At 37.4% G+C, this 23,726-nt stretch carries 23 protein-coding genes and 1 tRNA gene; 8 read left to right on the top strand and 16 right to left on the bottom strand.

Annotation, left to right across the window (positions count from 1 at the left end):
* From PGN18_RS17365 to PGN18_RS17350, 4 genes are all read right to left on the bottom strand, one after another.
* On the bottom strand, positions 1–3,219 hold the full coding sequence (locus tag PGN18_RS17365; protein WP_335320864.1) for a UvrD-helicase domain-containing protein: 3,219 nt from the start codon (positions 3,217–3,219) through the stop codon (positions 1–3).
* Between the two features lie 83 nt (positions 3,220–3,302).
* Positions 3,303–3,818, bottom strand: a complete 516-nt coding sequence (locus tag PGN18_RS17360; RefSeq protein WP_335320863.1) for an endonuclease domain-containing protein — start codon at positions 3,816–3,818, stop codon at positions 3,303–3,305.
* Positions 3,819–3,903: 85 nt separating this feature from the next.
* Positions 3,904–4,695 (bottom strand): tRNA threonylcarbamoyladenosine dehydratase, encoded by a 792-nt coding sequence (locus PGN18_RS17355; RefSeq protein WP_335320862.1) that lies wholly within the window; start codon positions 4,693–4,695, stop codon positions 3,904–3,906.
* A 61-nt stretch (positions 4,696–4,756) separates the two neighbouring features.
* The gene (locus tag PGN18_RS17350) at positions 4,757–5,410 is read right to left on the bottom strand and encodes a TatD family hydrolase (protein ID WP_335320861.1); all 654 of its coding nucleotides are present in this window, start codon (positions 5,408–5,410) and stop codon (positions 4,757–4,759) included.
* A gap of 187 nt (positions 5,411–5,597) precedes the next feature.
* On the opposite strand from PGN18_RS17350, the gene PGN18_RS17345 reads away from it, so the two are divergent.
* Complete coding sequence (locus PGN18_RS17345; protein WP_335320860.1) at positions 5,598–6,131, top strand: thioredoxin family protein; 534 nt, start codon at positions 5,598–5,600, stop codon at positions 6,129–6,131.
* Positions 6,132–6,206: 75 nt separating this feature from the next.
* Here PGN18_RS17345 and PGN18_RS17340 read toward each other — a convergent pair whose 3' ends face one another.
* The 7 genes from PGN18_RS17340 to PGN18_RS17310 all read right to left on the bottom strand — a co-directional run bounded on the left by PGN18_RS17340 (position 6,207) and on the right by PGN18_RS17310 (position 11,660).
* Positions 6,207–6,416, bottom strand: coding sequence for a hypothetical protein (locus PGN18_RS17340; protein ID WP_335320859.1), 210 nt, complete (start codon positions 6,414–6,416; stop codon positions 6,207–6,209).
* 606 nt (positions 6,417–7,022) lie between these two features.
* Positions 7,023–8,723, bottom strand: a complete 1,701-nt coding sequence (locus PGN18_RS17335) for a glycoside hydrolase family 3 protein (RefSeq protein ID WP_335320858.1) — start codon at positions 8,721–8,723, stop codon at positions 7,023–7,025.
* 106 nt (positions 8,724–8,829) lie between these two features.
* Positions 8,830–9,405, bottom strand: coding sequence for a nicotinate (nicotinamide) nucleotide adenylyltransferase (nadD, locus tag PGN18_RS17330; RefSeq protein ID WP_335320857.1), 576 nt, complete (start codon positions 9,403–9,405; stop codon positions 8,830–8,832).
* Positions 9,406–9,549: 144 nt separating this feature from the next.
* Positions 9,550–9,933, bottom strand: a complete 384-nt coding sequence (locus PGN18_RS17325) for a type II toxin-antitoxin system VapC family toxin (RefSeq protein WP_265852413.1) — start codon at positions 9,931–9,933, stop codon at positions 9,550–9,552.
* The gene (gene vapB / locus PGN18_RS17320) at positions 9,933–10,136 is read right to left on the bottom strand and encodes a type II toxin-antitoxin system VapB family antitoxin (RefSeq protein ID WP_335320856.1); all 204 of its coding nucleotides are present in this window, start codon (positions 10,134–10,136) and stop codon (positions 9,933–9,935) included. The genes PGN18_RS17325 and vapB overlap by 1 nt, the downstream gene beginning before the upstream one ends.
* A 35-nt stretch (positions 10,137–10,171) precedes the next feature.
* Positions 10,172–10,738, bottom strand: a complete 567-nt coding sequence (gene gmk / locus PGN18_RS17315) for a guanylate kinase (protein ID WP_335320855.1) — start codon at positions 10,736–10,738, stop codon at positions 10,172–10,174.
* Between the two features lie 58 nt (positions 10,739–10,796).
* Complete coding sequence (locus tag PGN18_RS17310; RefSeq protein WP_335320854.1) at positions 10,797–11,660, bottom strand: YicC/YloC family endoribonuclease; 864 nt, start codon at positions 11,658–11,660, stop codon at positions 10,797–10,799.
* A gap of 547 nt (positions 11,661–12,207) precedes the next feature.
* On the opposite strand from PGN18_RS17310, the gene PGN18_RS17305 reads away from it, so the two are divergent.
* Genes PGN18_RS17305 through PGN18_RS17295 form a run of 3 tightly spaced genes read left to right on the top strand, consistent with a single transcriptional unit; the run spans position 12,208 to position 14,357 of the window.
* On the top strand, positions 12,208–12,927 hold the full coding sequence (locus tag PGN18_RS17305) for a hypothetical protein (protein WP_335320853.1): 720 nt from the start codon (positions 12,208–12,210) through the stop codon (positions 12,925–12,927).
* Positions 12,924–13,640, top strand: coding sequence for a hypothetical protein (locus tag PGN18_RS17300; protein ID WP_335320852.1), 717 nt, complete (start codon positions 12,924–12,926; stop codon positions 13,638–13,640). The genes PGN18_RS17305 and PGN18_RS17300 overlap by 4 nt, the downstream gene beginning before the upstream one ends.
* 6 nt (positions 13,641–13,646) lie before the next feature.
* On the top strand, positions 13,647–14,357 hold the full coding sequence (locus PGN18_RS17295; RefSeq protein WP_335320851.1) for a hypothetical protein: 711 nt from the start codon (positions 13,647–13,649) through the stop codon (positions 14,355–14,357).
* A 211-nt stretch (positions 14,358–14,568) separates the two neighbouring features.
* On the opposite strand, the gene rnc is transcribed toward PGN18_RS17295, so the two are convergent.
* The 3 genes from rnc to PGN18_RS17280 all read right to left on the bottom strand — a co-directional run bounded on the left by rnc (position 14,569) and on the right by PGN18_RS17280 (position 16,903).
* On the bottom strand, positions 14,569–15,297 hold the full coding sequence (rnc, locus tag PGN18_RS17290) for a ribonuclease III (RefSeq protein WP_293788679.1): 729 nt from the start codon (positions 15,295–15,297) through the stop codon (positions 14,569–14,571).
* Between the two features lie 94 nt (positions 15,298–15,391).
* On the bottom strand, positions 15,392–16,645 hold the full coding sequence (gene fabF, locus PGN18_RS17285) for a beta-ketoacyl-ACP synthase II (protein WP_335320850.1): 1,254 nt from the start codon (positions 16,643–16,645) through the stop codon (positions 15,392–15,394).
* A gap of 21 nt (positions 16,646–16,666) precedes the next feature.
* On the bottom strand, positions 16,667–16,903 hold the full coding sequence (locus PGN18_RS17280) for an acyl carrier protein (RefSeq protein ID WP_008508386.1): 237 nt from the start codon (positions 16,901–16,903) through the stop codon (positions 16,667–16,669).
* A 158-nt stretch (positions 16,904–17,061) separates the two neighbouring features.
* Between PGN18_RS17280 and PGN18_RS17275 the strand changes: the two genes are divergently transcribed.
* The 3 genes from PGN18_RS17275 (at position 17,062) to PGN18_RS17265 (ending at position 19,542) form a co-directional block, all read left to right on the top strand.
* Positions 17,062–17,481, top strand: coding sequence for an IPExxxVDY family protein (locus tag PGN18_RS17275; protein ID WP_138818787.1), 420 nt, complete (start codon positions 17,062–17,064; stop codon positions 17,479–17,481).
* A gap of 150 nt (positions 17,482–17,631) precedes the next feature.
* Positions 17,632–19,062, top strand: coding sequence for a pyruvate kinase (gene pyk, locus PGN18_RS17270; protein WP_335320849.1), 1,431 nt, complete (start codon positions 17,632–17,634; stop codon positions 19,060–19,062).
* Positions 19,063–19,455: 393 nt separating this feature from the next.
* Positions 19,456–19,542, top strand: a tRNA-Ser gene (locus PGN18_RS17265).
* Positions 19,543–19,891: 349 nt separating this feature from the next.
* On the opposite strand, the gene PGN18_RS17260 is transcribed toward PGN18_RS17265, so the two are convergent.
* Positions 19,892–21,301 (bottom strand): S41 family peptidase, encoded by a 1,410-nt coding sequence (locus PGN18_RS17260; protein WP_335320848.1) that lies wholly within the window; start codon positions 21,299–21,301, stop codon positions 19,892–19,894.
* Between the two features lie 224 nt (positions 21,302–21,525).
* Positions 21,526–22,662 carry an FAD-dependent oxidoreductase gene (locus PGN18_RS17255; RefSeq protein ID WP_335320847.1) on the bottom strand — a complete coding sequence of 379 codons (1,137 nt, stop codon included), beginning with the start codon at positions 22,660–22,662 and terminating at the stop codon, positions 21,526–21,528.
* An 86-nt stretch (positions 22,663–22,748) separates the two neighbouring features.
* On the opposite strand from PGN18_RS17255, the gene PGN18_RS17250 reads away from it, so the two are divergent.
* A complete protein-coding gene (locus PGN18_RS17250; protein WP_335320846.1) occupies positions 22,749–23,711 on the top strand; it encodes a helix-turn-helix domain-containing protein in 963 nt (320 codons plus the stop codon).
* The last annotated feature ends 15 nt before the right edge of the window (positions 23,712–23,726 follow it).

Here is a 23,726-nt window from a genome sequence, read left to right as displayed (position 1 = left end):
TTATACTAATTTTAATTTGCCTTTAACAGCATAGAAAAGATAGGTTTTAATATTCTGGTAACCCATTTCAGTAAGCAAAACCCTGTAATTATTGACCTGCTCAATATGTTTGTCACTTTCTTCAAGGGTAAATTTATAATCAAGGATAATCACCTCATTTTCGTTAATCAAAACCCGGTCAGGGCGGTGCAGTTTTCCATTAGCATCTATAATGTTTTTTTCTACAATGCTTTCGCTTGCGTTACCTAAAATTTCTTTAAGTTCGGGATTGTTCAATACTTCAAGGGCAGATGTATTTAGTTTCTGCTTTTCTTCTTCCTTGATGATGCCCTGCAAAACCAGGTTGGCGGTATAATCATCAACTTCTTTATGTGTGCTGGCGCTTGCTATGATATCGTGCAGCAAAGAGCCTTTTCTACCTGATTTTTCAATGTTTACCAGATGTTTTAAATGTTTGTTTTCAGATGGGATATAAAGTTCTGATAAGCGCGTTGTGGTTGGATAACTATTTAAATTAATGAAATTCGATTCTTCCTCTTTACCTTCAATAATTACAGGTTCTATAATTTCATATATACCGTTTTCATCAAATTGCTCATCAAAAGTGAAATTAATTACATCACCCATATTGGATAATTTTAATTCCTTTTTAGCCATCGTAGCGATGTAGAGGTAATCCTTAGATCGTGTAGTGGCTACATAAAGCATATTCAGTGCATCCATATTGTTATAAAGCAACTCTTCATAATAAGCCTTCGCAATTGTCGAGTCGGCTAATGCCTCATTATATTTTAAAGGAATTCCTTTCAGTTCTTTATAAACTGTTTCTTCTGCAGATACCCAGAAAGTGCCATTAGGTTTGCCCTTGATTTCCCAATTGCAAAAAGGCACAAAAACAGCCCTAAAAGCTAAACCTTTTGATTTATGAATGGTAATAATTTGTATGGCATCGGCACCCTCTGGCGAAGGCAATGATTTTTTAATGCCATCTTCTTCCCACCAGGTTAAAAATGACAGGATACCTTTTTCTCCAAGTTTTGCGGCAGAGGCAGTTAAATCTCTGAAAGCAAGCAGATAAGGTAGGTTGGAGGTAAGAGTTTTTAAGCCATAACTTTCAATTAATATCTCTACCAGTTCAGGCAGGGGAAGTTGTAACCAACTCTGCCAGTTTTCGCACAAAGCAACCGGTAGAACTGTGGTAAGCGTACTTAAAGGTTTATTGTTAAGGTTAAAGTAATAATTGGCATCAATCTGTTTTTCATGGAGCGAGTGGTAAAGCGCGATACAATTGGCTTTGTAAAGAGCCGTTTGCGTTTCTAAACCGATCAGCACCTTTAACGTGTTAATGATCAGTTGTATGGCCGAGTTATTGGAAATCAATAGCGCATCGCCAGACAAAACAGGTAAGTTATGCGCCATTAATTTTTTAACAGTGAGCAGGGCTTCGCTGTTCGATCGAACCAAAATAGCAATATCTTTTAATGCATATTGCTGTTCATTTTTGAGATAATTTATTTCTTCAACAATATCGTCTAATGCAATATCCCTAAAAACAGTTTCAGTAAAACGGGCTTCATTTGGGGCATGGTCTTTACCAAACTTTTTAATCTTAATTGTCCCACCTTTTAGTGTATTCGTAGCAAAGTTTTGGGTAGAGCCATTGTAAATATCGGTTATAATCTGTTGGTAATTTTGTTCTTGCCACCATTGGGAAATACTTTCAGGTTTGGTCGCCAGATTTTCATTCAGTTCGTTCTGCAAGGTGAGGGGGATGGCCTTGTACAGAAAATTATTGAACGTGATGATGTTTTCAGCACTCCGATAATTCTCTGCTAAACTTTCTTCCAAAACATTTTCTGCGCCAACATCTAATTTGGCATGTTTATGCAGGATGTTCCAATCGCCATTGCGCCAACGGTAAATAGATTGTTTGGTATCGCCAACAATCAGGTGATCGATCAGCTCCTGGCTTGGCGTGGCCATGGCGTTAGTCAACAGGGACTTAAAGCTTCCCCACTGACTCGTTGAAGTATCCTGAAATTCATCGAACAAAAAATTGCGGTAACGGTTGCCCACTTTTTCCCAGATAAAAGAAGGGTTGTCTCCGGCATCTTCGGTAATTCCTGAAATCAGCTTTTGTGCATCACTGATCAGCAGGTTATCGTTTTCGGCCCTGTATTCTTTCAAAAGCGTGGCAATTTCCTGCATTAACCTTAAATAATAAAGGTTTTTATTAAAGGCAATAGCTAGACTATAGTTTGGTAAATGGGTTAAATAATGTGTTTTTAACTTTTTTAGTATTGGATTTACCGTGTCATAAGCTTCAGGGAAGTTTGTGTTTTTCTGAAACCATTCATCAGGCGAATCAATCAAATTAAAAAGTGGCTCGATCTTCGAAAAATCGCCTCTGGCAATGAGAATAATTTTAGCGAGCGGACTTCTCGATTTCCCCTTCAGGTGTTCGGTTTCCACACCGATTACATTCAACGCTTCGTTTGCTTCTGTTGCGAACGTAACCAGCTCTTCTTCAAAGTTCTTGATCTCTGCCTTGGTAATACTGATGTATTTTTTAAATAATTCATCAATATTTTCTAAACCAAGCGTGTTTACCGCATCTTCAAAAATCTGGAAACGTTCAGAGAAAATTTCGCCAATCAGATTGTAAAGTTCGAATTTATAGTTCCAGCTTTTATTATCGCTGATGCGTTCAATGGCCAGATCGATAATCCATTGTAAAAGCTGTTTGTTATGGTCTAAAGCCTCATCCAGTTTGTTAACCAGATCATCTTTTACCTTGTCATAATTCATTTCTAAATTATAATCGGCGTTTAGGCCCAGCTCAAAAGCAAAACCCCTGATTACTTTTTGTACAAAACCATCAATAGTGCTTACCGAAAAACGGCTGTAGTCATGCAGGATTTTACGGTATATTTTATCTGCTTTGACCTGTAATTCCTTTGTGCTCAATATCGGATAGGCTTGGATGATAAGTTTCCGATAATCATCTATTTTTTTTGATGGATTTCCCTTTGCCAGTCCTAACAACACCTCCAAAATTCTGGTTTTCATTTCCTCTGTAGCCTTATTGGTGAAGGTTACTGCCAAAATTTCCCGGTATTTATTATCACCACTAAACAATAGTGTAAGGTAATGTGCAGTTAAACTGAAAGTTTTACCGGAACCTGCAGAGGCTTGAAGAATTTTGAGGGGCTGGGGCATATCATTGTTTTTATTCCCCTCCTTTGGAGGGGTGCCCCTAGGGGCGGGGTGGTTAATTTTATTTTGATGTAATCTATATTTAATTAAGGATGTGTAATCCCATATTCCTGAATAATATATTCCTTTAAACCCATCATTACAAAATCCATTTGTTTCAACACATCATCAACTGTAATCCGATAAATTTTTAATCCTAATGAAATTAAATACTCTTCTCTCCGTTTATCATAAACCTGTTTATCATCATGACTACAGCCATCAATTTCAATTACTAAACCAAGCCGCTTGATATAAAAATCAACGATGTAATTTCCGATTATGCGCTGTCTGTCAAAATCTATTTTATGGAATTGCTTTTTGGTGACCTGCATCCAAAATAATACTTCAGGTAAATTCCCCGCCTGACGTAGAGCTTTTGCTCTTTCTTTTAGTCGAGGTTGATAAGGTAACTTGGTTATTGGTGCCAGCTTTAGTGTTATTCCATTAATTATAATATCCTTTTGTAACGTATCTTTCAACACCCCGTCCTGCGGACACCCCTCTGGGAGAGGGGAATACTGGGCGCCTAAATCGGAGGGGGTATTATTTATATCATGCATGTTTTTGCTTTGGGTTCTATTGCACTACCCTAACTTACAACAATTTAAAATTTTTCCGAAATCATGCTATCAACAATACACGTGTTTACGGCTTTTTCTTCTTTTTAGCTAATGTTTTATGGCTGATCCTTGCAGGACGTTCTGCCATTTCAATAGGGAGGCCAAGTAAATCACGGATTACAACTGATGCACATGCACCACCAAATGCGGCGGGCAGATAGGAGACTGTACCATAAGCTGAGCGTTTAAAGTTGCTCCCATCAGTCATAATCATGGAATTTTTATCCATTTCTTCGGTGGAGAAAACAGCTTTTATTTTTGCCGCATTGGCAAGTTTATTCAACCGCTTACGCACATAACTGGCAAAAACACATTGATAGGTATCAGGCAGTAAGGTAATTCTTAAACGGGTAGGATCCATTTTACCACCAGCCCCCATTGAACTTACAATAGGAATATTTTTTTCTAATGCTGTTCCTAACAAAGTAATTTTAGGCATTACACTATCAATGCAATCCATAATATAATCAAAATCGGCATCTAAAATTTCCCTGCATTTTTCTGGCGTAAGAAAGGTATTTACTACATGCAGTTTTAATTCGGGATTGATAGATAATAAACGTTCTTGCATAATTGCAGCCTTGCTAACACCATGATTGGTAGCCAAAGCAGGTAGCTGCCTGTTCCGGTTGGTCGGGTCAACCACATCACCATCAACAATGGTCATTTCTCCAATTCCTGAACGGCATATAAATTCAGCGGCAAAAGAACCCACGCCGCCCAAACCGATCACGAGAACATGTTTCGATTGAAGTTTTTCTATTCCATCATTACCTACAAGCAGGGCAGAGCGCGAAAGCCAGCTAACATCAGACATATATTGATTTTTCTATTTTTAACTATGAAGTGAACTTACTTTGTTTTATGTGCTTCTGTATCTAACTGTTCCATTTATTCCAGTCGGTAAAAATACGTGCTTTAAGTTCATCTACAGTACATTTTTTTAAAATGGCTGCTGCCTGGTAAATTTCCTCAATGGAAATATCAGCATCATCCGTTTCCAGGAAAAAATTACTGGTGCTTTGAATCAGTTTTGTTGTGCCGGAGTTTTCCTTCAAGGCAGTCAAACCAAAAGAAAGTAAAAATCCTTTATCCAACAATTGCTTGCCCAGTTCTTCGTTTTTATTAAAGCCGTGAATGATCATGGGCACTTTAACTTTTAACCGATCTTTAATCGCTATTAATTCAGAAAAACATTTAACGCAATGTAAAATTAAAGGTTTATTGATCCTTTCTGCCAATTCGATCTGTTTTTCTAAAATTATAATCTGATTATCCAGATTTTCGCCCCTTAACCGATCTAAACCACACTCACCGATCTGTTTTACATTGGTTTGATTGGCTACGACACTAAGATATTTCATCTGCTGGTCAAGATGATCAATTTTGGCAAACCAGGGATGTAACCCAACAGAGATTGGCTTGGTTTTAGGCATGGCTAAAAAGATATCGTGCGTTAACGACAGGCTTTGAATGCTGATTACCCCATTTTGGGTGGCAACTTTATGGGTATGTATATCTAGAAAATCCATTGCAAGGCAAAGATAGTTAAATGTAAAATGGTCGATGTAAAAACGCAAAATGGTTTAAGCCTTTTAATAATAACAAGTTCTATTAATGACCAATGACCAATGAATGTTTCTACTCTGTAAAGAATTTGCTAATCATCTACAATATTACTAGACTTTATTACATTTGCTTAGCCATTATTACACAACCATGAAAAGATTAATCATTTTATTCACTGCCATATTAATTTCGACCGCGGCATTTAGTCAGGCTAAAAAAGAAGGCGTTCATATTTATAACCCACAGGCTGATGCTAAAGCGGATATTGCCGCCGCAGTTGCAAAGGCAGCTAAAGAAAATAAACATGTTTTGTTACAGGTTGGCGGTAACTGGTGCACGTGGTGTATCGCCTTTCATCATCTGGTAGATAGCACAGCAACGTTAAAAAAATACATCGATGATAACTTTGAAACGGTGTTGGTTAATTATAGCCCCGAAAATAAAAATGAAAATATTCTGGCTGGTTTAGGCTATCCTCAACGTTTTGGTTTTCCGGTATTCTTAATTCTTGACGGAAAAGGCAAAGTATTACACATCGAAAATTCGTCTTATTTAGAAACGGAGGAAGTTGGCGCTAACGGTAAAAAGAAAGTAGGACATGATGTAAAGAAAATTACCTCATTTTTAAAAGGTTGGACAAAAGCAGCTGTTGATCCTGAAACTTATAAAGCTAAAGCTAAGTAGAGGTTTAAGGCTGAACCAAAAATGGAGCCTAAAAGTAGAAAGCCTTTCGGACTTCAAATCTGAAAGGCTTTCTTGTTAATCGTCTAATTCATCTTCATCCACCTCATCATCGAGGTTTAACTCATAAGAAGCTCTTGAAGCTTCATCGGCTTGCTCCAACAGATCTTTATCGTGTTCGACATTGGTATCATCACCGCTAATTTCGTTAATATTTTCTACATCATCCTCTCTGCGTAACGCATCATTAGGATCATTCGAATAATTGTCGTCTTCTGGATCTATCATAACTTTAAGGTTTTATATTAGATAATCGTTTCTATGATGAAATTGTTTTTTAGAAAAGCTAAAAGACCAAAGAAAAGCATACTCTGTAGAAATTGCCTGCTTAGTAACATGTCTATTCTTTTAAACACTCTTCGCTGCGCTACCATTGATAGATTGGTACTCACGATAATTTAACGCAAAATTCCTCTACTTCATGCGATCTGCTCCTTGCTAACCTGGCCTGGCAGATTTCCGCCGGGAAAAGCACGGAAATCTTTGCAGTTCCCAACTCGTACCCCACAACCTTAGGCAGGATCAAAGCGGGAGCAGTGGGCTAAATAAGGGTAAGAGCCTCGATGCTGCCGCTATCAAGATTCCGGTAGCTCTTACAAGGAAGGATGCAAGCCTTGATCTTTTGTTACTTTTGGATCAAGCCAACCTGCGAAGCAAGCTTGAAGACAGATAAAAACAGCTACAAACACTGAAAAAAGTAAGAGCGCTCTCGGCGGCGGCGAGCCGAGGCAAGACCGGGCTGTATGGCATAGAAATCAGTTAAGTCACTAATATTGATTTATATAAAATAAACTATCCCTCAGAATAACAAAATATCTTCCCAGTACCGTAGCGCTAAAGTCCATCACCAAATTTATAAAACGGAGCCACACTTACGGGTAACTTACCAGTTGGAACCATGCGGTTATTAATTACAGCGGCAGCTGAAATCTGCATAAAATCTTCTTTTTGATAGGCGACTACTAAACCTTTACTATTTTCTAATCCAGATAAGCCTGCTAAGTTATATGGATTGGCAAATAAGGCAAAAACAGCATTTTTAGTCGACAGTTCTTTAATAAAATTCTTAACACCTGCGTTTAGTGGCATGTTATTAGCCGGTCTTGATCTGCTATCATGAATACCTACAATTACCTGATCAAATGCGCTTACTTCACGTGCTATATTTGAAATTTGTGCGGCACTTGCATCTTTATCCAACACATAATAAACAGAGTTGTAATAACCTTTTGATATCTCTTTCTGAAAAGTTGTTACGGAAGGTACGCCAATGCTGATAATTGCTGTTCTTCTGATCGGGATCAGCCGTTTAATATAATCTTTACCTTTAAGCAAAGTTACTGATGCATTCGCCAATTCCTGTACCAAGGCATTGCTTGCATTGCGGTTCACCCCAGCCACAATACCTTTGGTTACAATGGTATCGCGTTTGGCCAGGCCTGCCCAATATTTTGCCGTTAATATTTTGCGCACGCTTTGGTCAATTTCAGCCATACTTACACGATTATTTCTTACCGCTTTACGCACCAGTTTAATGGCTCTATCGCTGTTTTCTGAAAGTTCGATGATATCATTACCGGCGATAATCCCCATCAGATCAGCTTCACCGTTTTTAAAGTATTTTACCACGCCTTTCATGTCCATAGCATCTGAAATAATCAGCCCCTTAAAACCTAATTTCTGCTTTAAAATACCGGTAACAATAGGCTTGGAAAGTGTCGAAGGTAAATTTGGAGTATTATCTAACGAAGGGATATTCATGTGTGCAATCATTACCCCAGACGCGCCTTGTTTAATCAATTCTTTAAATGGATACATTTCTAAAGTGTCCAAACGGGTGGCAGAGAAAGTGAGCTGCGGCAAATCGTAATGTGAATCTACGTCCGTATCCCCATGGCCGGGAAAATGTTTAAGTGTTGTTAATAAACCACCATCTTGCATGCCTTTCATATAGGATGCAACCTTGCTCGCTACATTATATTTATTTTCGCCAAAAGAACGATAGTTGATTACCGGATTTTTCGGATTATTATTAATATCCGCATCAGGGGCCAGGTTCATCTGCATGCCCATCCGTTTATAATCTTTAGCCACTTCCAAGCCCATTTTATATAACAGTTCTCTGTTTTGTATGGCCCCCAGGGTCATTTGGTAGGGATAAGAAATGGTGCTGTCTAAACGCATGCCCAAACCCCATTCTCCGTCGTTGGCCACAATAAGTGGTACTCTGCTCAGTTTCTGATAGGCATTGGTGGCAAGAGCCTGTCTTCCCGGACCTCCCTGAAAAAAGATCACTCCGCCCAATTGTTCTCTTTTAATCACCTGGCCAACCGAATCGGTGTATTTTTGGCCCAGATTGGTATGTGCGCGTACAAAGAACAGCTGCGCAATGCGTTCCCTACGGTTCAATTTATTAAAAACCGAATCGACCCATTTGGGTGGGTTGGCTAACATTTCTAAATAGGATTTTTGTTGTGCGCGGACAGAAAATGCCGCTCCGCAGAGGGCAATGAGGATAAAAAGATTTTTTTTCACTTATTTTGTTGTATCAGGTCAGCTAAATTAATAAAACTAAAGCCGTATTAAACAAAAACCCTTCCAATTAACGGATTTAATACAGTAAGTTAAAAAAAAATGCTTGTTAAGATCGGTACATCCCTTTTCCATCAATAAAATCAATTACTTTATCGGGCAGGAAAAACTGAACATTTTTTTTCTCTTTAATAGCCTTACGTATAAAAGTGGAGGATATTTCCATTAAAGGGGTATTGGTAAAAGTTATTGCGGGATTATTTTCCCATTCTTTCACATTCGCTCCAGGACGGGGGTATACATAAATCCGATAGTTTTTTAGCAGCACCTCGTAATTCTTCCATTTTTTAAAAGAAACGAGGTTATCAGCACCCATGATCAGTACAAATTCCTTTTCAGGATATTTTTCGTGGAGATAGGTTAGGGTATCAATGGTATATGAAGGCTGTGGTAATGCAAATTCAATATCACTCACGCGGATATGCTCTGCATTTTCGGTAGCCAGTTTGGCCATTTCCAAACGATCGTACATATTGGTTAAACCGCTTTTATCCTTTAAAGGATTATGTGGAGAAACCACCAGCCATACTTCATCCAGTTCGGTATGGTTAGCCATATAATTTGCAATTATTAAATGTCCGGTATGGATGGGATTATACGAACCGAAGAAAAGACCGGTTTTCATGTTTATAGGTTTTCAGTATTTGTAATCGTCATTGCGAGGCTGATTCAGTGATCCTAAGCAATCTAATTAGTGATAAGATAGCTCAACCTTGTCCTCTTTTTCCGCCGCTATGGTTCGCAATGATGGATTTATTAGATGATTAGTTTACCAATATATTTTAGTTTCATAAAAGCTAAAGTTTTGGTCCTTTGTTAAAATAGTTAGATTTTCCGAGATGCCTTGAGCGATTAGAATTCGATCAAAAGGGTCACGATGATGGAAATCTAATTCATTCAGTTTAATAATATGGTTGAATGAGATTGGTAATATTTCTATTTGATTTTGATCTAAAAAGTCTAAAATTTTATCAAAGTCTGCATTTAAAGAAAGCTTGTTTAATTTACATTTTATCGCAATTTCCCAAATGCTTGCAATACTGATAAAACATTCATTTTTTAGGTTTTTGATTTCATCAATTATCTTCTTTGGCAAAGATGAATCTCCATTTATGAACCAGATAAATGTATGCGTATCTAACAGAAGCTGCATCACATATAATCTTTAAAGTCTTCTAATGGCTCATCGAAATCGGCAGACATTTTAAAAAAATCTTTAGCATAACCAAATTGCCTTTCTTTCAGTTTTTTACCTGCTTTCGATTTTTTCTTTAGAGACAAGACAAAATCAGACACTTGCTTCTTCAGATCTGAAGGCAATGAAGATATTTGGCTATATAATTGAATATCAGTCATCAATCAAATATAAAGATTTCTGCCCGCTTAAGAAACTACTTTTTTAAAAAATCCCCTACCAACTGCTCTGCTTCTGCACAAGCGGTAGCCAGATCATAATTTTTTAAAATCACATCAAACTTATCTGCATAAAGCAATTCTTTCTCAGCTTTAATAAAACGTTCTTGTAATTTTTCCTGACTATCTGTTCCACGACCGCTTAAACGTTCTTTTAAAACATCTAACGAAGGTGGCTGAACAAAAATAGCCAATGCATCTTCTTCGTATTTTCTTTTTAAGCGGATGCCGCCCTCAACATCGATATCGAAGATTACGTGTTTACCTTCATTCCAGATGCGTTCTATTTCTGAACGTAAAGTGCCATAAAAGGTACCATTATAAACTTCTTCAAACTCTACAAACTCCTGGCGGGCAACTTTGTGTAAAAATTCTTCTTTGGTAATAAAATAGTAATCGTTTTCGTGTGTTTCGTCACCTCTCAATTCGCGGGTAGTTGCAGAAATAGAAAAGCTCAGTTCAGGAAATTTCTTTAATAAATGATGTACTATGGTGGTTTTACCTGCTCCTGATGGTGCTGAAAATATGATTAATTTGCCTTGCATTTTTAAAAGTTTTGTGACTGGCGTCTGGCGTTAAGCACTTATCGCTCTTCGCTTAACGCTACAACACATTCAGTAACTGTTCTTTTATCTTTTCTAATTCTTCTTTCATCCCTACCACAAACTGCTGCATTTGAGCATCGTTTGCTTTAGCGCCCATGGTATTGATTTCTCGACCTATCTCTTGCGAAATGAAACCCATTTTTTTACCGTTTGCTTCTTTGCTTGCTAAGGTTTGTAAGAAATAATCGCAATGGCTTTTTAAACGTGTTTTTTCTTCCGTAATATCGATTTTATCGATGTAGTAGATCAATTCCTGTTCAAAACGGTTTTGATCAATATTTACCTTACCTACGGCATCTTCTAAAAACTGGTTAAATTTATCACGGATGGCCGAAATCCTTTTAGGTTCAAGTTCTTCCACAGATTTAAAGTACGACAGGATATTTTTAATCCGCAGTTCCAAATCCGACTTTAAAACAGCGCCTTCATCCTCCCTGAATTGGTTAAAATTGGCCAGGGCTTCGGTAAAGATCTGGTATAGATGGTTCCACTCATCTTCGCTAACACTTTCTTCTTTGTAACTAATTACATCAGGAAAGGTTAAGGCTGTTTGTAATAAATTACTGCTATCCGCACCTAATTCGTTGTTAACCGCAACAAGCTGCTGGTAGTAGTGACTTAATAAAGCGGTATTAATGGTGGCACCGGTAACTTCACCATTAGTGCGTTCTATTGTGATGCTTAAACTAACCTTTCCACGTTCGATATCTTTGCTGCAGATGTTGCGCAGAATCAATTCTTTATCAGAAAAAGCTTTCGGATATTTTAAATTCAGCTCCAGGAATTTACTGTTGAGCGATTTAATTTCGACACTATACTTTGCATTTGCATAATCGGCTGTTGCTAAGCCGTATCCTGTCATGGATTTTATCATGCGCAAAGATAGGGTTTTCAGCCGAAAGGAGAAATAATAATAACCAAGGAGCCAGGGCTGTAGGGTTCAAGATAAAATACTTTGCATTTAGAAAACCAGCGTTCAGTGTTTCTTAGGTGATTGCAGCCCCGCTTTACGCTTTATTCCGTTATACTACGTGCTCGCTGCAATCGGGTTTAAGTACAAAGTGAAGTAGTTCTTGGCAAAGGCTTGTTCCCTACAGTGTGCAGAACCTCTATTCCTAAACCTGACAGGAACGGCAGCCTCCGATTTCTTCTATCGGAGCTACAGTGGATGGCAGGACTGATTAAGCCAAAAGGACCGGAGCATTCATTTTCTAATCAATATGAAGTTAATTTCAAAATCAACAAAAGATGCAGCCGTATCTAAAAAAAGAAAGGTTATTGCCCTGGTAAAAACTATTCTTGCCGCATATTATAAAAGGCTGCCTGTTAATTTCCTCATGACTATTAACGTTTTATTAACAACTTGAATGTGCAACAAATGTTAATTTTACAAAAATTCTCCTAGAGATATGAAAGCATTTTTTACGCTTATTTTTCTTTCGCTCTGCTTTCTAGTTGCTTCAATAAGCGTTAAAGCACAGGTTAAGGTTTCCAAAGGGGTTGTTGTTGAAAAAGGAACTGATATCAGAATTGCCCTGGCAGTAGTTACCAATATGCGCACCAGGCAGGGAGTTGGTACCAACGACATGGGGTTTTTCCAAATTGCCGCAAAAATTGGTGATACCTTATTGGTGGAAAAAAGAAGGTTTGATAATCAGATGGTGATTGTTAAAACTGATAATGACTTGATCGTAAATCTCGTTCGGGCAGATATGCTGCTGGAAGATGTAACCATCAGGGCAGAAAACAAACAAGAAAATCTATCGGTTGTAAGGTTAGCGCACAGAAAGAAAACCTATTTTTACGGGCATAACAGAAACCCGCTCCACTATATCCGTTATCCTTTATCGGCCATAATGGAATTGTTTAGTGCAGAGCGCAAAAGTGCCAGGCGGTTTGACCGCTATTATGATCGTGAGCAAAAGGAGTTAGAAATTGACCGTTTTTTTAGCCTAAGCCTTGTTAAAAGGAATACCAGTTTAACAGGCAAACAGCTCAATGAGTTTATGTTAAATTACAGGCCAAAGCTTGCACAAATTAAAAATTGGAATACTTATGATGCCGCCAATTACATTAAAAAATCCGAAAAACATTATTTAGATACTTTAAATACGCCATTAAGTCAATGAAGCATTTAAAACTCCTTCTTTTGCTAATTATCCTAACAAAAAGCCTTAATAGTAAGGCACAGAACTTTATTTTGAAAGGTGTGGTAATCGAAAAAGGTTCTAACGTGCGGATTGCCCTGGCAAATGTTACCAACATCCGAAGTAAAATGGGCGCAACCAGTAATGATATCGGTCTATTTCAGTTGAATGCCAGAATCGGTGACACACTTTTTATTCAGAAGAAAAACCTAAACGATCAAAAAGTAGTTGTTAAAACAGATGATGATATGGTTGTTTTTTTGGTAAGAGGAAGCACGATGTTAGCGGAGGTGACGGTTAAAGGACAGACCAAAAAGCAGGAGATGGAAGATATTAAACAGGATCTGAAGCATAATGGTTCTTTCTTTGCTGGCAAACCGCCATTAATTTTATTAAATCCGCTTGGTGGCAGCCCAATAACTTTTTTTTATGAGCTTTTTGGGAAAACACCAGCAAGAGCGCGTAAATTTAACCGTTATTATAAAAGAGAATTAAGTTTGATCGAGGTAGACAAGTTTTTTAATAAAAATTTAGTTTCGAATAATACAACATTAACAGGAAAAGACCTCGACAAATTTCTGCTCGATTATTACCCAACACGCAGCATGACCCTTAATTGGAGTAATTACGATGCGGTTAAATACATTAAAGAGTCGGCGAAAAAATATACCGATACTTTAAAGCACACAAATTAATACAACATGAGAACTATTAAATCTGCCTTTATAATCTTCGTTTTTACCATAATCGGCTTTGCAGCAAAGGCGCAAGACTTTATTGTAAAGGGTGTGGTTATCGAGAAAGGCTCAAATGTAAGAATTGCATTATCAGAAATTATGAATCTGCGTACCGGTATTGGTGTCGGCAGTAATGATATTGGTATGTTTCAGTTAAAAGCCAGATTAGGCGATACACTTCTGGTAACCAAGAGGGACCTTATTGACCAACGTGTTGTGGTAAATAGTGAAAAGGATCTGGTCGTTTATCTGGTTAGGGGAAGTACTACATTGGCTGATGTAACCATTCGGGGGAATACCAAACAGCAAGATTTGAATGAGATTAAGCGGGAATTTAAAAATAAGGGGGTATATAATGGCGGTAAAACCACATTGTTGTCCGCAATATTTAGTCCTTTAAATGCGATTTACAACCTCTTTGGCACTGATCCTAAAAATGCCAGGAGATTTAGCAGGTATGCGGATAATGAAATCAAACAATCGCAGATTGATGTATACTTCAATCAAAGCATCATCAAAAAGAATACTGAATTAAGGGGAGATACCTTAGAACAATACATGTTGAACTGCCGTCCTGAATTTGATAAAGCACAGTATTGGAACAGTTACGATTACATCAAGTATATTAAAGAGTCTTCGAAGAAATTTACAGATACGCTGGGAAAGGGGAAGTAGGTTTAGTCTTGAGTCTTTAGTCCTGGGTCGATAGATTTGTTTGGAGTCAGTTATCAGTTTACAGTTGGCGGTTTACAGTTGGCAATTTGCGGTTGCTCAAGATGCAATTTGGAGTTTAGTAAACCAGTTTTAATAATAACCGATTAAACAAGTTACCGTTTTCAGTTTAGCGATTTGCAATTACTGATCAACTAATGACGGCTAAGAACCATCAGATACTAAGCACTTCACAAGCTTTTTCTGCAGCAAGTTTTTCTGCATTTTTCTTATTATAGTCTCTGCCTGTACCTACTTTTTCACCTTCTACCACTGCACTGATGGTAAATAATTTAGTGCTTTCGCCTTCACCATTTTCAGCCAATTCAAACAATACATCCTTACCATGGCGCTGGCACCATTCAATTAATTTACTTTTAAAATTGGTTTCAGTAAGTTCAAGGGTATGGATATCGATATGTGGTTTTACAATTCTGCGCAATAAAAACTCCTTGGTAAAATTGTATCCCTTATCCATATAAATAGCGCCAACAATAGCTTCAAAAGCATCGCCCAACATTGAATTATGTTTGGTTTGTATACTAACGGAACGCTGATCAAACTGGATAAGCTTGTCAAAACCAATTTTTTTCGCCAATTGATTTAAATTAGCCCGGTTTACAATCTTTGACCGCATTTCGGTTAAAAAACCTTCTTCCTTGTAGGGATAGTGTTTAAAAAGCAACTCCGCAATTACTGAACCCAAAACAGCGTCGCCCAGAAATTCTAAGCGTTCGTTGCTGCTCCTGCTTCCATTTTTTAGGATTTTTGCTGCAGAACGATGTCTGAACGCCATTCTATAAAGCGTAACATTACCCGGAACAAAGCCTAAGATGTTTTTTAGCTTTTTAACAAACTCCTTTTCAGGAGAGAGATAGAGTTTATATAATTTTAATATCGGCATTAAATAAATAACACAATTAACGGCTAATTAGCATATTTAACTAAGTTATCTATTTTTAATTAGCATACAAAATTATATACCAGTACTGTTTTAATTAATCTTCGTATTTCTTGAAAATTACAGAAGCATTGTGGCCACCAAACCCGAATGTGTTACTTAAGGCAGCTCTAACGGTACGTTTTTGTGCTTTGTTGAAAGTAAAATTCAATTTAGGGTCAAATGCAGGATCGTCTGTAAAATGATTAATTGTTGGAGGGACAACATCATTTTTAACGGCAAGTATTGCCGCTATGGCCTCAACAGCTCCGGCTGCACCTAAAAGGTGGCCAGTCATTGATTTGGTTGAGCTAATGTTTAAGCGGTAAGCATCTTCACCAAACAATGTACCAATGGCTTTGGTTTCACTAATATCACCCAGCGGTGTAGAAGTACCGTGTACATTAATATAATCTATATCAGCAGTTGTTAAACCAGCGTCTTTAAGCGCATTGGTCATTACCATTCTGGCGCCTAAACCTTCTGGATGTGGCGCAGTGATGTGATTGGCATCTGCACTCATTCCACCGCCAACAAGTTCTGCATAAATTTTTGCACCCCTGGCTTTAGCGTGTTCAAGTTCTTCTAAGATAATGGTTCCTGCACCCTCACCAGCTACGAAGCCATCGCGGTCTTTATCAAAAGGACGTGATGCTGTTGCCGGATCTTCATTGCGTGTTGATAATGCATGCATGGCATTAAAACCACCCATACCAGCTTCATTGATGATGGCTTCAGAACCGCCACTAATGATGACATCAGCCATACCCAAACGGATATAGTTAAATGCATCAATCATGGCATTTGTTGAGGAAGCACATGCTGATACAGTTGCAAAATTTGGCCCACGCAGGCCATACTTAATCGAAATATGCCCTGGAGCGATATCTACGATCATTTTAGGAATAAAGAATGGATTGTACCTAGGGGTACCATCTCCCTTAGCGAAATTCGAAATCTCATCCAGGAAAGTTTTCAATCCACCTATGCCAGCACCCCAGATTACGCCGATCCGGTTGGTATCTAATTTTTCAAAATCAAAACCACCATCTTTTACAGCCTCATCTGTCGCTACAAGAGCATATTGTACAAACGGATCTAGCTTGCGGGCTTCTTTTTTCTCCAAAAAATCTTCAGGATTAAAATTTTTAACCTCGCATGCGAATTTGGTTTTGAATTTTTCAGTGTCAAAACCTTTAATAGGAGCAGCGCCACTCACCCCGTTAGTCAACCCTTCCCAAAAATCAGGGACATTATTGCCTATAGGAGTGAGCGCACCCAACCCTGTTACTACTACTCTTTTTAATTCCATTTATACTGAAAAAGCGTAATTCTATTTAACGTTTTTTTCCAAATAAGCAATTGCCTGGCCAACTGTACCGATGGTTTCAGCCTGATCATCAGGAATAGCTACATTGAATTCTTTTTCAAATTCCATAATCAATTCTACGGTATCTAAAGAATCTGCACCTAAATCGTTGGTGAATGAAGCCTCTGGCGTAACTTCGCTTTCGTCAACACCTAGTTTTTCTACGATAATAGCCTTAACTCTTGAAGCAATATCAGACATAATTTTATAATTTAATGGTTAAATAATTCTGTGCAAAGAAAAATAAATTCTTACAATTTTCAAATGTTTTTATTTCGATACGTAATTTTGGTACCTCAATAACACAGCGAATATAGAATTAGTTTTTTAATTTCGTTCTGTAAATAATTTATTTCGCTTTGAATAAGACTTACCTGAAACTTACCTTAGACCTTGATTTCATACTAATTGCGATTACAGCACCCCTTAAAGACTATGTTCTTTGCCACAAAATTAATACCCGGCTAAACACGCAATTTGAGAAAATAGAGGATCACGAAATATTTTTCAATATCGATGAGCCAGCCTGGTCTTTCTCTAAGTATTACTTTTTTGTAGAGCAGGGTGAAGTAGAGTATTATTTAATCTGCAATAAGAGTAGCGATGGCTTTCTGATTCCGGAGATGAGCAAAGTAGATTTTTTTATTATCATTAAAGAATTTATTGATAAGGAAGATTTGGATTATTTAATTAATGGATTGAATAAACTGCCTGATATACAGGTTGCTGCAAAGATAGATCCGACGAAATTAAAAAGCCGTGAAAATTTGGTAATATAAAAATTATATACATGGTGTATTAAATACACTATATTTGGCAGTTACAAACGAAGAACAAAAAAACAAAATATATAAAATTTAATGCAGTTTGATTATTTTAGATAATAATTAGTGCTTTCTTTAAGCTGCATTCCTAAAATCAATTAATAAATGAAACCTTTTCATTCGAGAACTAAAATTGTCGCCACGCTTGGGCCTGCATCAGCAAAACCAGATGTATTATATAGTATGTTTAACGCAGGTTTAGATGTTTGCCGTCTAAATTTTTCACACGGATCACAAGCAGATCATCAGGCGGTTTTGGATACCATCCGCGATTTGAACGCAAAATACGAATATAATGTAGGTATTCTTGCCGATTTACAAGGTCCTAAAATCCGTATCGGTTTAGTAAAAGAAGGTGGTATTAACCTGATCAACGGAACTACTACTGTAATTACAACGAATGAATGTATTGGTAACGAAGAACGCATTTACATTACTTACCAAAACTTCCCGCAGGATGTTCAGGCTGGTGAAATTATACTTTTGGATGATGGAAAACTTCAAATGAAAGTGATTTCTACCAATTTAAAGGATGAAGTGGTTTGTGAAGTTGTTCACGGTGGAATTTTAACATCCAGAAAAGGTGTTAACCTGCCAAATACTAAGGTTTCTATCCCTTCTTTAACTCCGGAAGACCGCGAAAACTTAGAATTTGTTTTAGAAAATGATGTAGAATGGATCGGTTTATCTTTCGTGCGTAAGGCCGAAGACATCATAGAACTTAAAAATATTATTGCTGAGCGCGGTAAAACTGCCCGCGTAATTGCTAAAATAGAAAAACCAGAGGCTATTGCCAATATAGACGAAATTATTGCTGCAACTGATGGTATTATGGTTGCCCGTGGCGATTTAGGCGTCGAATGTCCGATGGAAGAAGTTCCATTATTACAGAAAATGATTGTTGCGAAATGTAGGGCAGCTTCTAAACCGGTGATTGTAGCAACCCAGATGCTGGAAAGTATGATCACAACCCCACGTCCAACACGTGCAGAGGTAAATGATGTGGCTAACTCTGTTTTGGATGGTGCTGATGCGGTAATGTTAAGTGGTGAAACATCAGTTGGAGAATTCCCGCTGATTGTGATCGAAACCATGCAAAAAATTATTCAGAACATTGAAGAAAATAATTATCCTTTCCATCCTGATAAGTTTTTAAAACCAAAATCACCTTCTTTCTTAAGCGACGCGATTTGTGATTCGGCTTGTTTCTTAGCGAAACAGACCAATGCAGTAGGTATTGTATCGATGACTTTAAGTGGTTATACTGCTTTCGAGATTTCAAGCCACCGTCCGGAAGCCCTAACTTTTATTTTTACCAGCAACAGGGCCTTATTAAATGCAGTAAGTTTGCTTTGGGGGGTAAGAGGTTTCTATTATGATAATTGGGAAAGTACTGATAATACCATTATTGAAGTAAATGAATTCCTGAAAAGTAAAAAGTTGGTTAAACAAGGTGATATCATTATCAATACCGCCGCTATTCCAATCGAAGCAAAAGGCAAAACCAATATGTTGAAAATTACCGTTATAGATTAATTATATATCATTTATTACAAGGCGCTTCATTTTAAATGAGGCGCTTTTTTTTATGCCTGATCTTTTAAACATTGGGCAAATTGCTTATCCTTATCTAGAGGTGTAATACGGATTTAATTCAGACTTTGGTCAGGTGAAACTGTCATAAGTCCGACGAAACCCCGACTTAAGTCCGGCTAAAGTCCGTCAAAGGAGTTAAGTTGTTTACTTGCAAACTGTACTTTCGACCGCAGTGGAGAAATCTTTGCAATGCGTTTTATACGAATCAGCTTTACAAAAAACAAGCGATAAACGGGATATAATTTAACAAAAGAATAAATCCATCAAACTGAATTTATTGTCATTAATTTTTGTGGAGATATGAATAAAAAAATTACTTTTGCAGTCCAATACGGAGAGGTGTCTGAGTGGTCGAAAGAGCAAGCCTGGAAAGTTTGTATACTGGCAACGGTATCGAGGGTTCGAATCCCTCTCTCTCCGCGAATTGATTTTTTTTGAGTGAGATTAATGCCTGCATAAATCTTGGTGAGACTGGTAGTTAACAGAATTAAGTGGACAACGAGTTAGATAAATACTAACCAGATAGTGAAAGTTGGATTCTTAAGGACAAAACAAGTTTTAAAGTTAACAACATAAGTTCTCTTTGCTGCATACTTAGGCGGGCAATTAATGGGCTATTTTCGTTGATGAATAAGCTTAAAATGTTTTTGAAACGGGAGGCTGTGCTGTTAAAGCAGACTAAATAGCTGCTATTTAGAATTCTGAATTTATTTGACGGGAAAGCGCTTCACTAAAGTCGAGTTCATTTATATTAAATCGAATGATGGTTCTATCTTTTAGGCAAATCGTCCACGACAAAATCGATCCACTTGTTTTCGGGAAGCCTTATAGGTACATCGGTAGCAAAACCGGTTTGATCAATTGGATTAGTGTCAGTCCAATTAGACTTTGCGATGGGTATAGTCAAAATAAATTTATCATAGGGCAATGGGGTTGGGTTAGACATCCCTTCATAATCCATCATTCCAATGGTATTTGATCCATAAGTAATTACTTTTTTTGACTGGTCGGAAAGGGATATAAAGTATTCCGTTGAGCTACCACAGAAGTTATTAACAATCACAGCAACTTTTTTGGGCTGTTTAGCTATTGCCTCGAGCGGGAAAGTAACAGCGGGGATCGGGTAAAATTTTTCTTTTGTTGTGGGTAATTCGGCATAAGCTTTTTTATATAAGCTCAATACCTGTTCTGGAAAATACTTTTTATATTCAGTATCTATGGGATTTTTAACAAAGTATTCTAATTCGGGTAACTTGCGTTTAATATTGTCCGGAGTTACACGGATCAATGCGGGTCGCTGAATGATTGGATTAGTCATAAGATAGGGTAGAAAATATACCCAACCAGTATTACCTCCACCGTTGTTTCGCAGGTCTACGATAAGATACCTGGTGTTCCTAATGGTGGAATCACTTGCAGCTATCAATTGTTGGATCCTGGTGTCATTATTATAGAAAGTAGGGATCTTCAAATAACTTGTTTCGCTGTTTATTTTTTTAAATGCGAGGCCATTGTTATTATCTCTCCAAGTTGAAAGTTCTTCGTTTTCTGCTTTTGTCATCTGTTGAGGAAATACTTTACCCCAGACTGTATGATTCCAGATATGTAATAGGTTTCCGCTTTGTTTGGCGGGGAAATCTGTACTGACAAATGCATCATATTTTTTCACAACGTATTCATTTCCTTTAGGCGTAAGGGTGAAATAAACAAATCCTTTTGGGAAGCTATCTGTAGATGATTCATATTTGATCGCGTTGAAGGTGCCATTGGTGGATTTTTGGATGGCGATTTTGGTGGTGCTATCAGGACTTATCCAGATACCTTCAATTGGTAAAACCGCTTTGCTGGAGTAAGAGACAATAGTACTGTCAAAATCCCTGCGGTTAGCATAAGATATAATGAAGTGTTTGTCCTTGAAAAATCTTACGTAGTCACGGATAAGATAGTAGCATTGTTTAGGAGCTGTTACTGTTGTGGCTTCTGTTTGAAGACTTGAAACCAGTTTTTTGTAATCGGCATTCACTTTTGCAGGGTAGCCTGCGTAATTAAGTTCGGTTTCCTGAATAGTTTTGTTTAAGTTATCAAGGCAGTTACATGTATCGGATTGAGCCTTTAATTTGGGCGTGTTTAGTACGAACGTTAAGAGGAAGATCAGAGGTGGAAATATTAGATTATTCATGGTTGGCGAAATTTGATGTTACTAACCTTACTTTCTGAATGCAGGGTTAAAATAATGCAATAATTGTAAAAATGCAAGTCGGGGATGGGATTTTGTGGGGATACGATTTATGTAGAAAATGGCCACGTGCCATCCTTTCTATATTTCATTTACCATTAACATAAAGATTATAGGTATAATTAAAACCTTGCCTTGATTATTCTAAGCGAATACTTTGGGATTTTTTATTTATGAATAAGCTTCTCAAAGGTGAAATTAAGCTGATGCATTTCTATCTCGTTTCTTACTGATGCAAGTTGTGCTTCGTTGGCATAAATAAACATTTGCTGTTCATAGTCATTTATAGCATCTTCTAAGTTTTCGAATTTTCCATCCGTTAAATTACCAGCTAAAATTAGTGCATCCATTAATCCGGTATTTACACCCTGACCTGCAAAAGGTGGCATTAAATGCGCTGCATCTCCGATAAGCGTAATTGGTAGAGGGCGGTCTTTTTTCCAAGGTTTACCGAGTGATAGTTTTCTTGTCGGAAGTCCCCAAAAAGACGAGGTTGAACGGAATAATTGTTTGTAATGTTCATTCCAATCCATAAATCTGTCTAAAAGAAATATTCGAATACTGTCTTGATTCTGAAAGTTTAATCCACTATAATCATCATCCCAATTTTCAGGCTTTTTAAAAATCACACCATAGGTTAACACACCATTATTATCCGGGTTTGCTACCAATAAATTTCCTTCGTAAGCAGCCATTAATCTGTTACCATTACATAGTCGGAAAAATTCAGGACAATTTAATTCAGGTTGAGGTACATCGCCTTGTATGATAAAAGTTGCTGTGTTTTCAGCGACTGTATCCGTAACGTATGTTCTTATTTTAGACATTCCACCATTGGCCACGATAACAAAGTCAGCAATTACTAATGTTTCGTTTTCAAATCGCAAATGCCATTTTTCATCACAAACTTCGAGTTCTTTACATCTGCTGTCCCAGATTACCGTACCCTGTTTCAAACTATTTAACAATATATTTCTGAGGTCATTTCTGTTTATTTCAGGATTATCGTATTGATTTTCGGGTTTAATCTGTTTGGCAAATAATATTTTTCCTTTTTCATCAGTTATCATCGTGCCCATGGGCTTTGCTATGTCGTAATAACTTTCCAGTAAACCAGCTTTTTTCATCACTTCCTGTCCTGAATCTTTGTGCAAATCAAGCGTACCACCCCAAATTCTGGCTTGTGGACCTTTATCTCTTTCATAAACGCTTACATCAACGCCTTTCTGTTGTAATAATATTGCCATGGTCAGCCCAACTGGTCCTGCGCCGATAATAGCTACTTTTTTTTCTTTTGTTAACATATCTTCATTAATTGATGGTGTAAAATTACGGGTCGATCCAGCATAAAATATCTATATTAGACATAAAAATAGTCGTAAAAGACTTTATGGAAACAGCAGATCAAACGGTTCCCTATGTGTTGAAAAGATTGGCGCGCCTATTGGGAACACAACTAATCAATAGAAAATTAGAGATACCACCACAGTATGGTAGCGGATATTGTATTGGATTTGTTTTTAATGAGCATATACGCATGCTTATCAGTAATTACGAGCTTAATAAGGATGTAGTTATTCAAAATCCTGATGTCAATACTGCTAAGAGAATGATATTTTTCAAGTTTCAAAACATATTCTCCAGAGCGGAGACGTTATCAATCCTCAAACATACCACCCCTTCGGTTTTAATAGGAACCAGTCGGATCAATACAGACGATATAATTTCGATCCATACCAATACGGCTACGATTAATATAGAAGTTGATGCAGATTATCTAAGCAGCCTGTTTACTGCGCCACAAGAATCATCAGTTTTGAAAGGCCTTTTGCAAAATAAACACCCCTTTTTGTTCGAACAGATCATGTATCCGTCTTTACAAAAAAACGTGGATGAAATCCTGTCTGAACCAGCCAATGAAGCATTTAAACTTTTCTTTTTAAGGGTAAAGGCCGAAGAACTTATTTGCAGGTTATTGATGGAACTGGAAAACCGCGATGAAAAACAATTACATGCTTTAAATACTCATGATATACGAGCCATTTACCGCGTAAAACAGCAAATCCTGGAACATTTAGAAACACCGCCAGTGATTAAAGAGCTTGCGCTTGTTGCGCATATGAGTCCAACTAAACTGAAACGTTTATTCAGGCAAATTTTTGGCGACAGCATTTTTAGTTATTATCAGCAGTTTAGAATGCAGGAAGCTGCCCATTTGTTGAGGGCGGAAAAACTATCTGTATCAGCCGTTGGTTACCGGCTGGGTTTTACAAACCTCAGCCATTTTTCCAGAATATTTAAAGCGCACATTGGCATGAACCCTAAACATTATGCATTAAATGGATCAAAATAATGCGTATTTCAAAAA

The sequence above is a fragment of the Pedobacter terrae genome (assembly GCF_036946585.1).
GTDB lineage: Bacteria > Bacteroidota > Bacteroidia > Sphingobacteriales > Sphingobacteriaceae > Pedobacter > Pedobacter terrae_C.
Note: the sequence above shows the minus strand (reverse complement) of the source record. Positions and strands in the feature narration are given on the sequence as shown.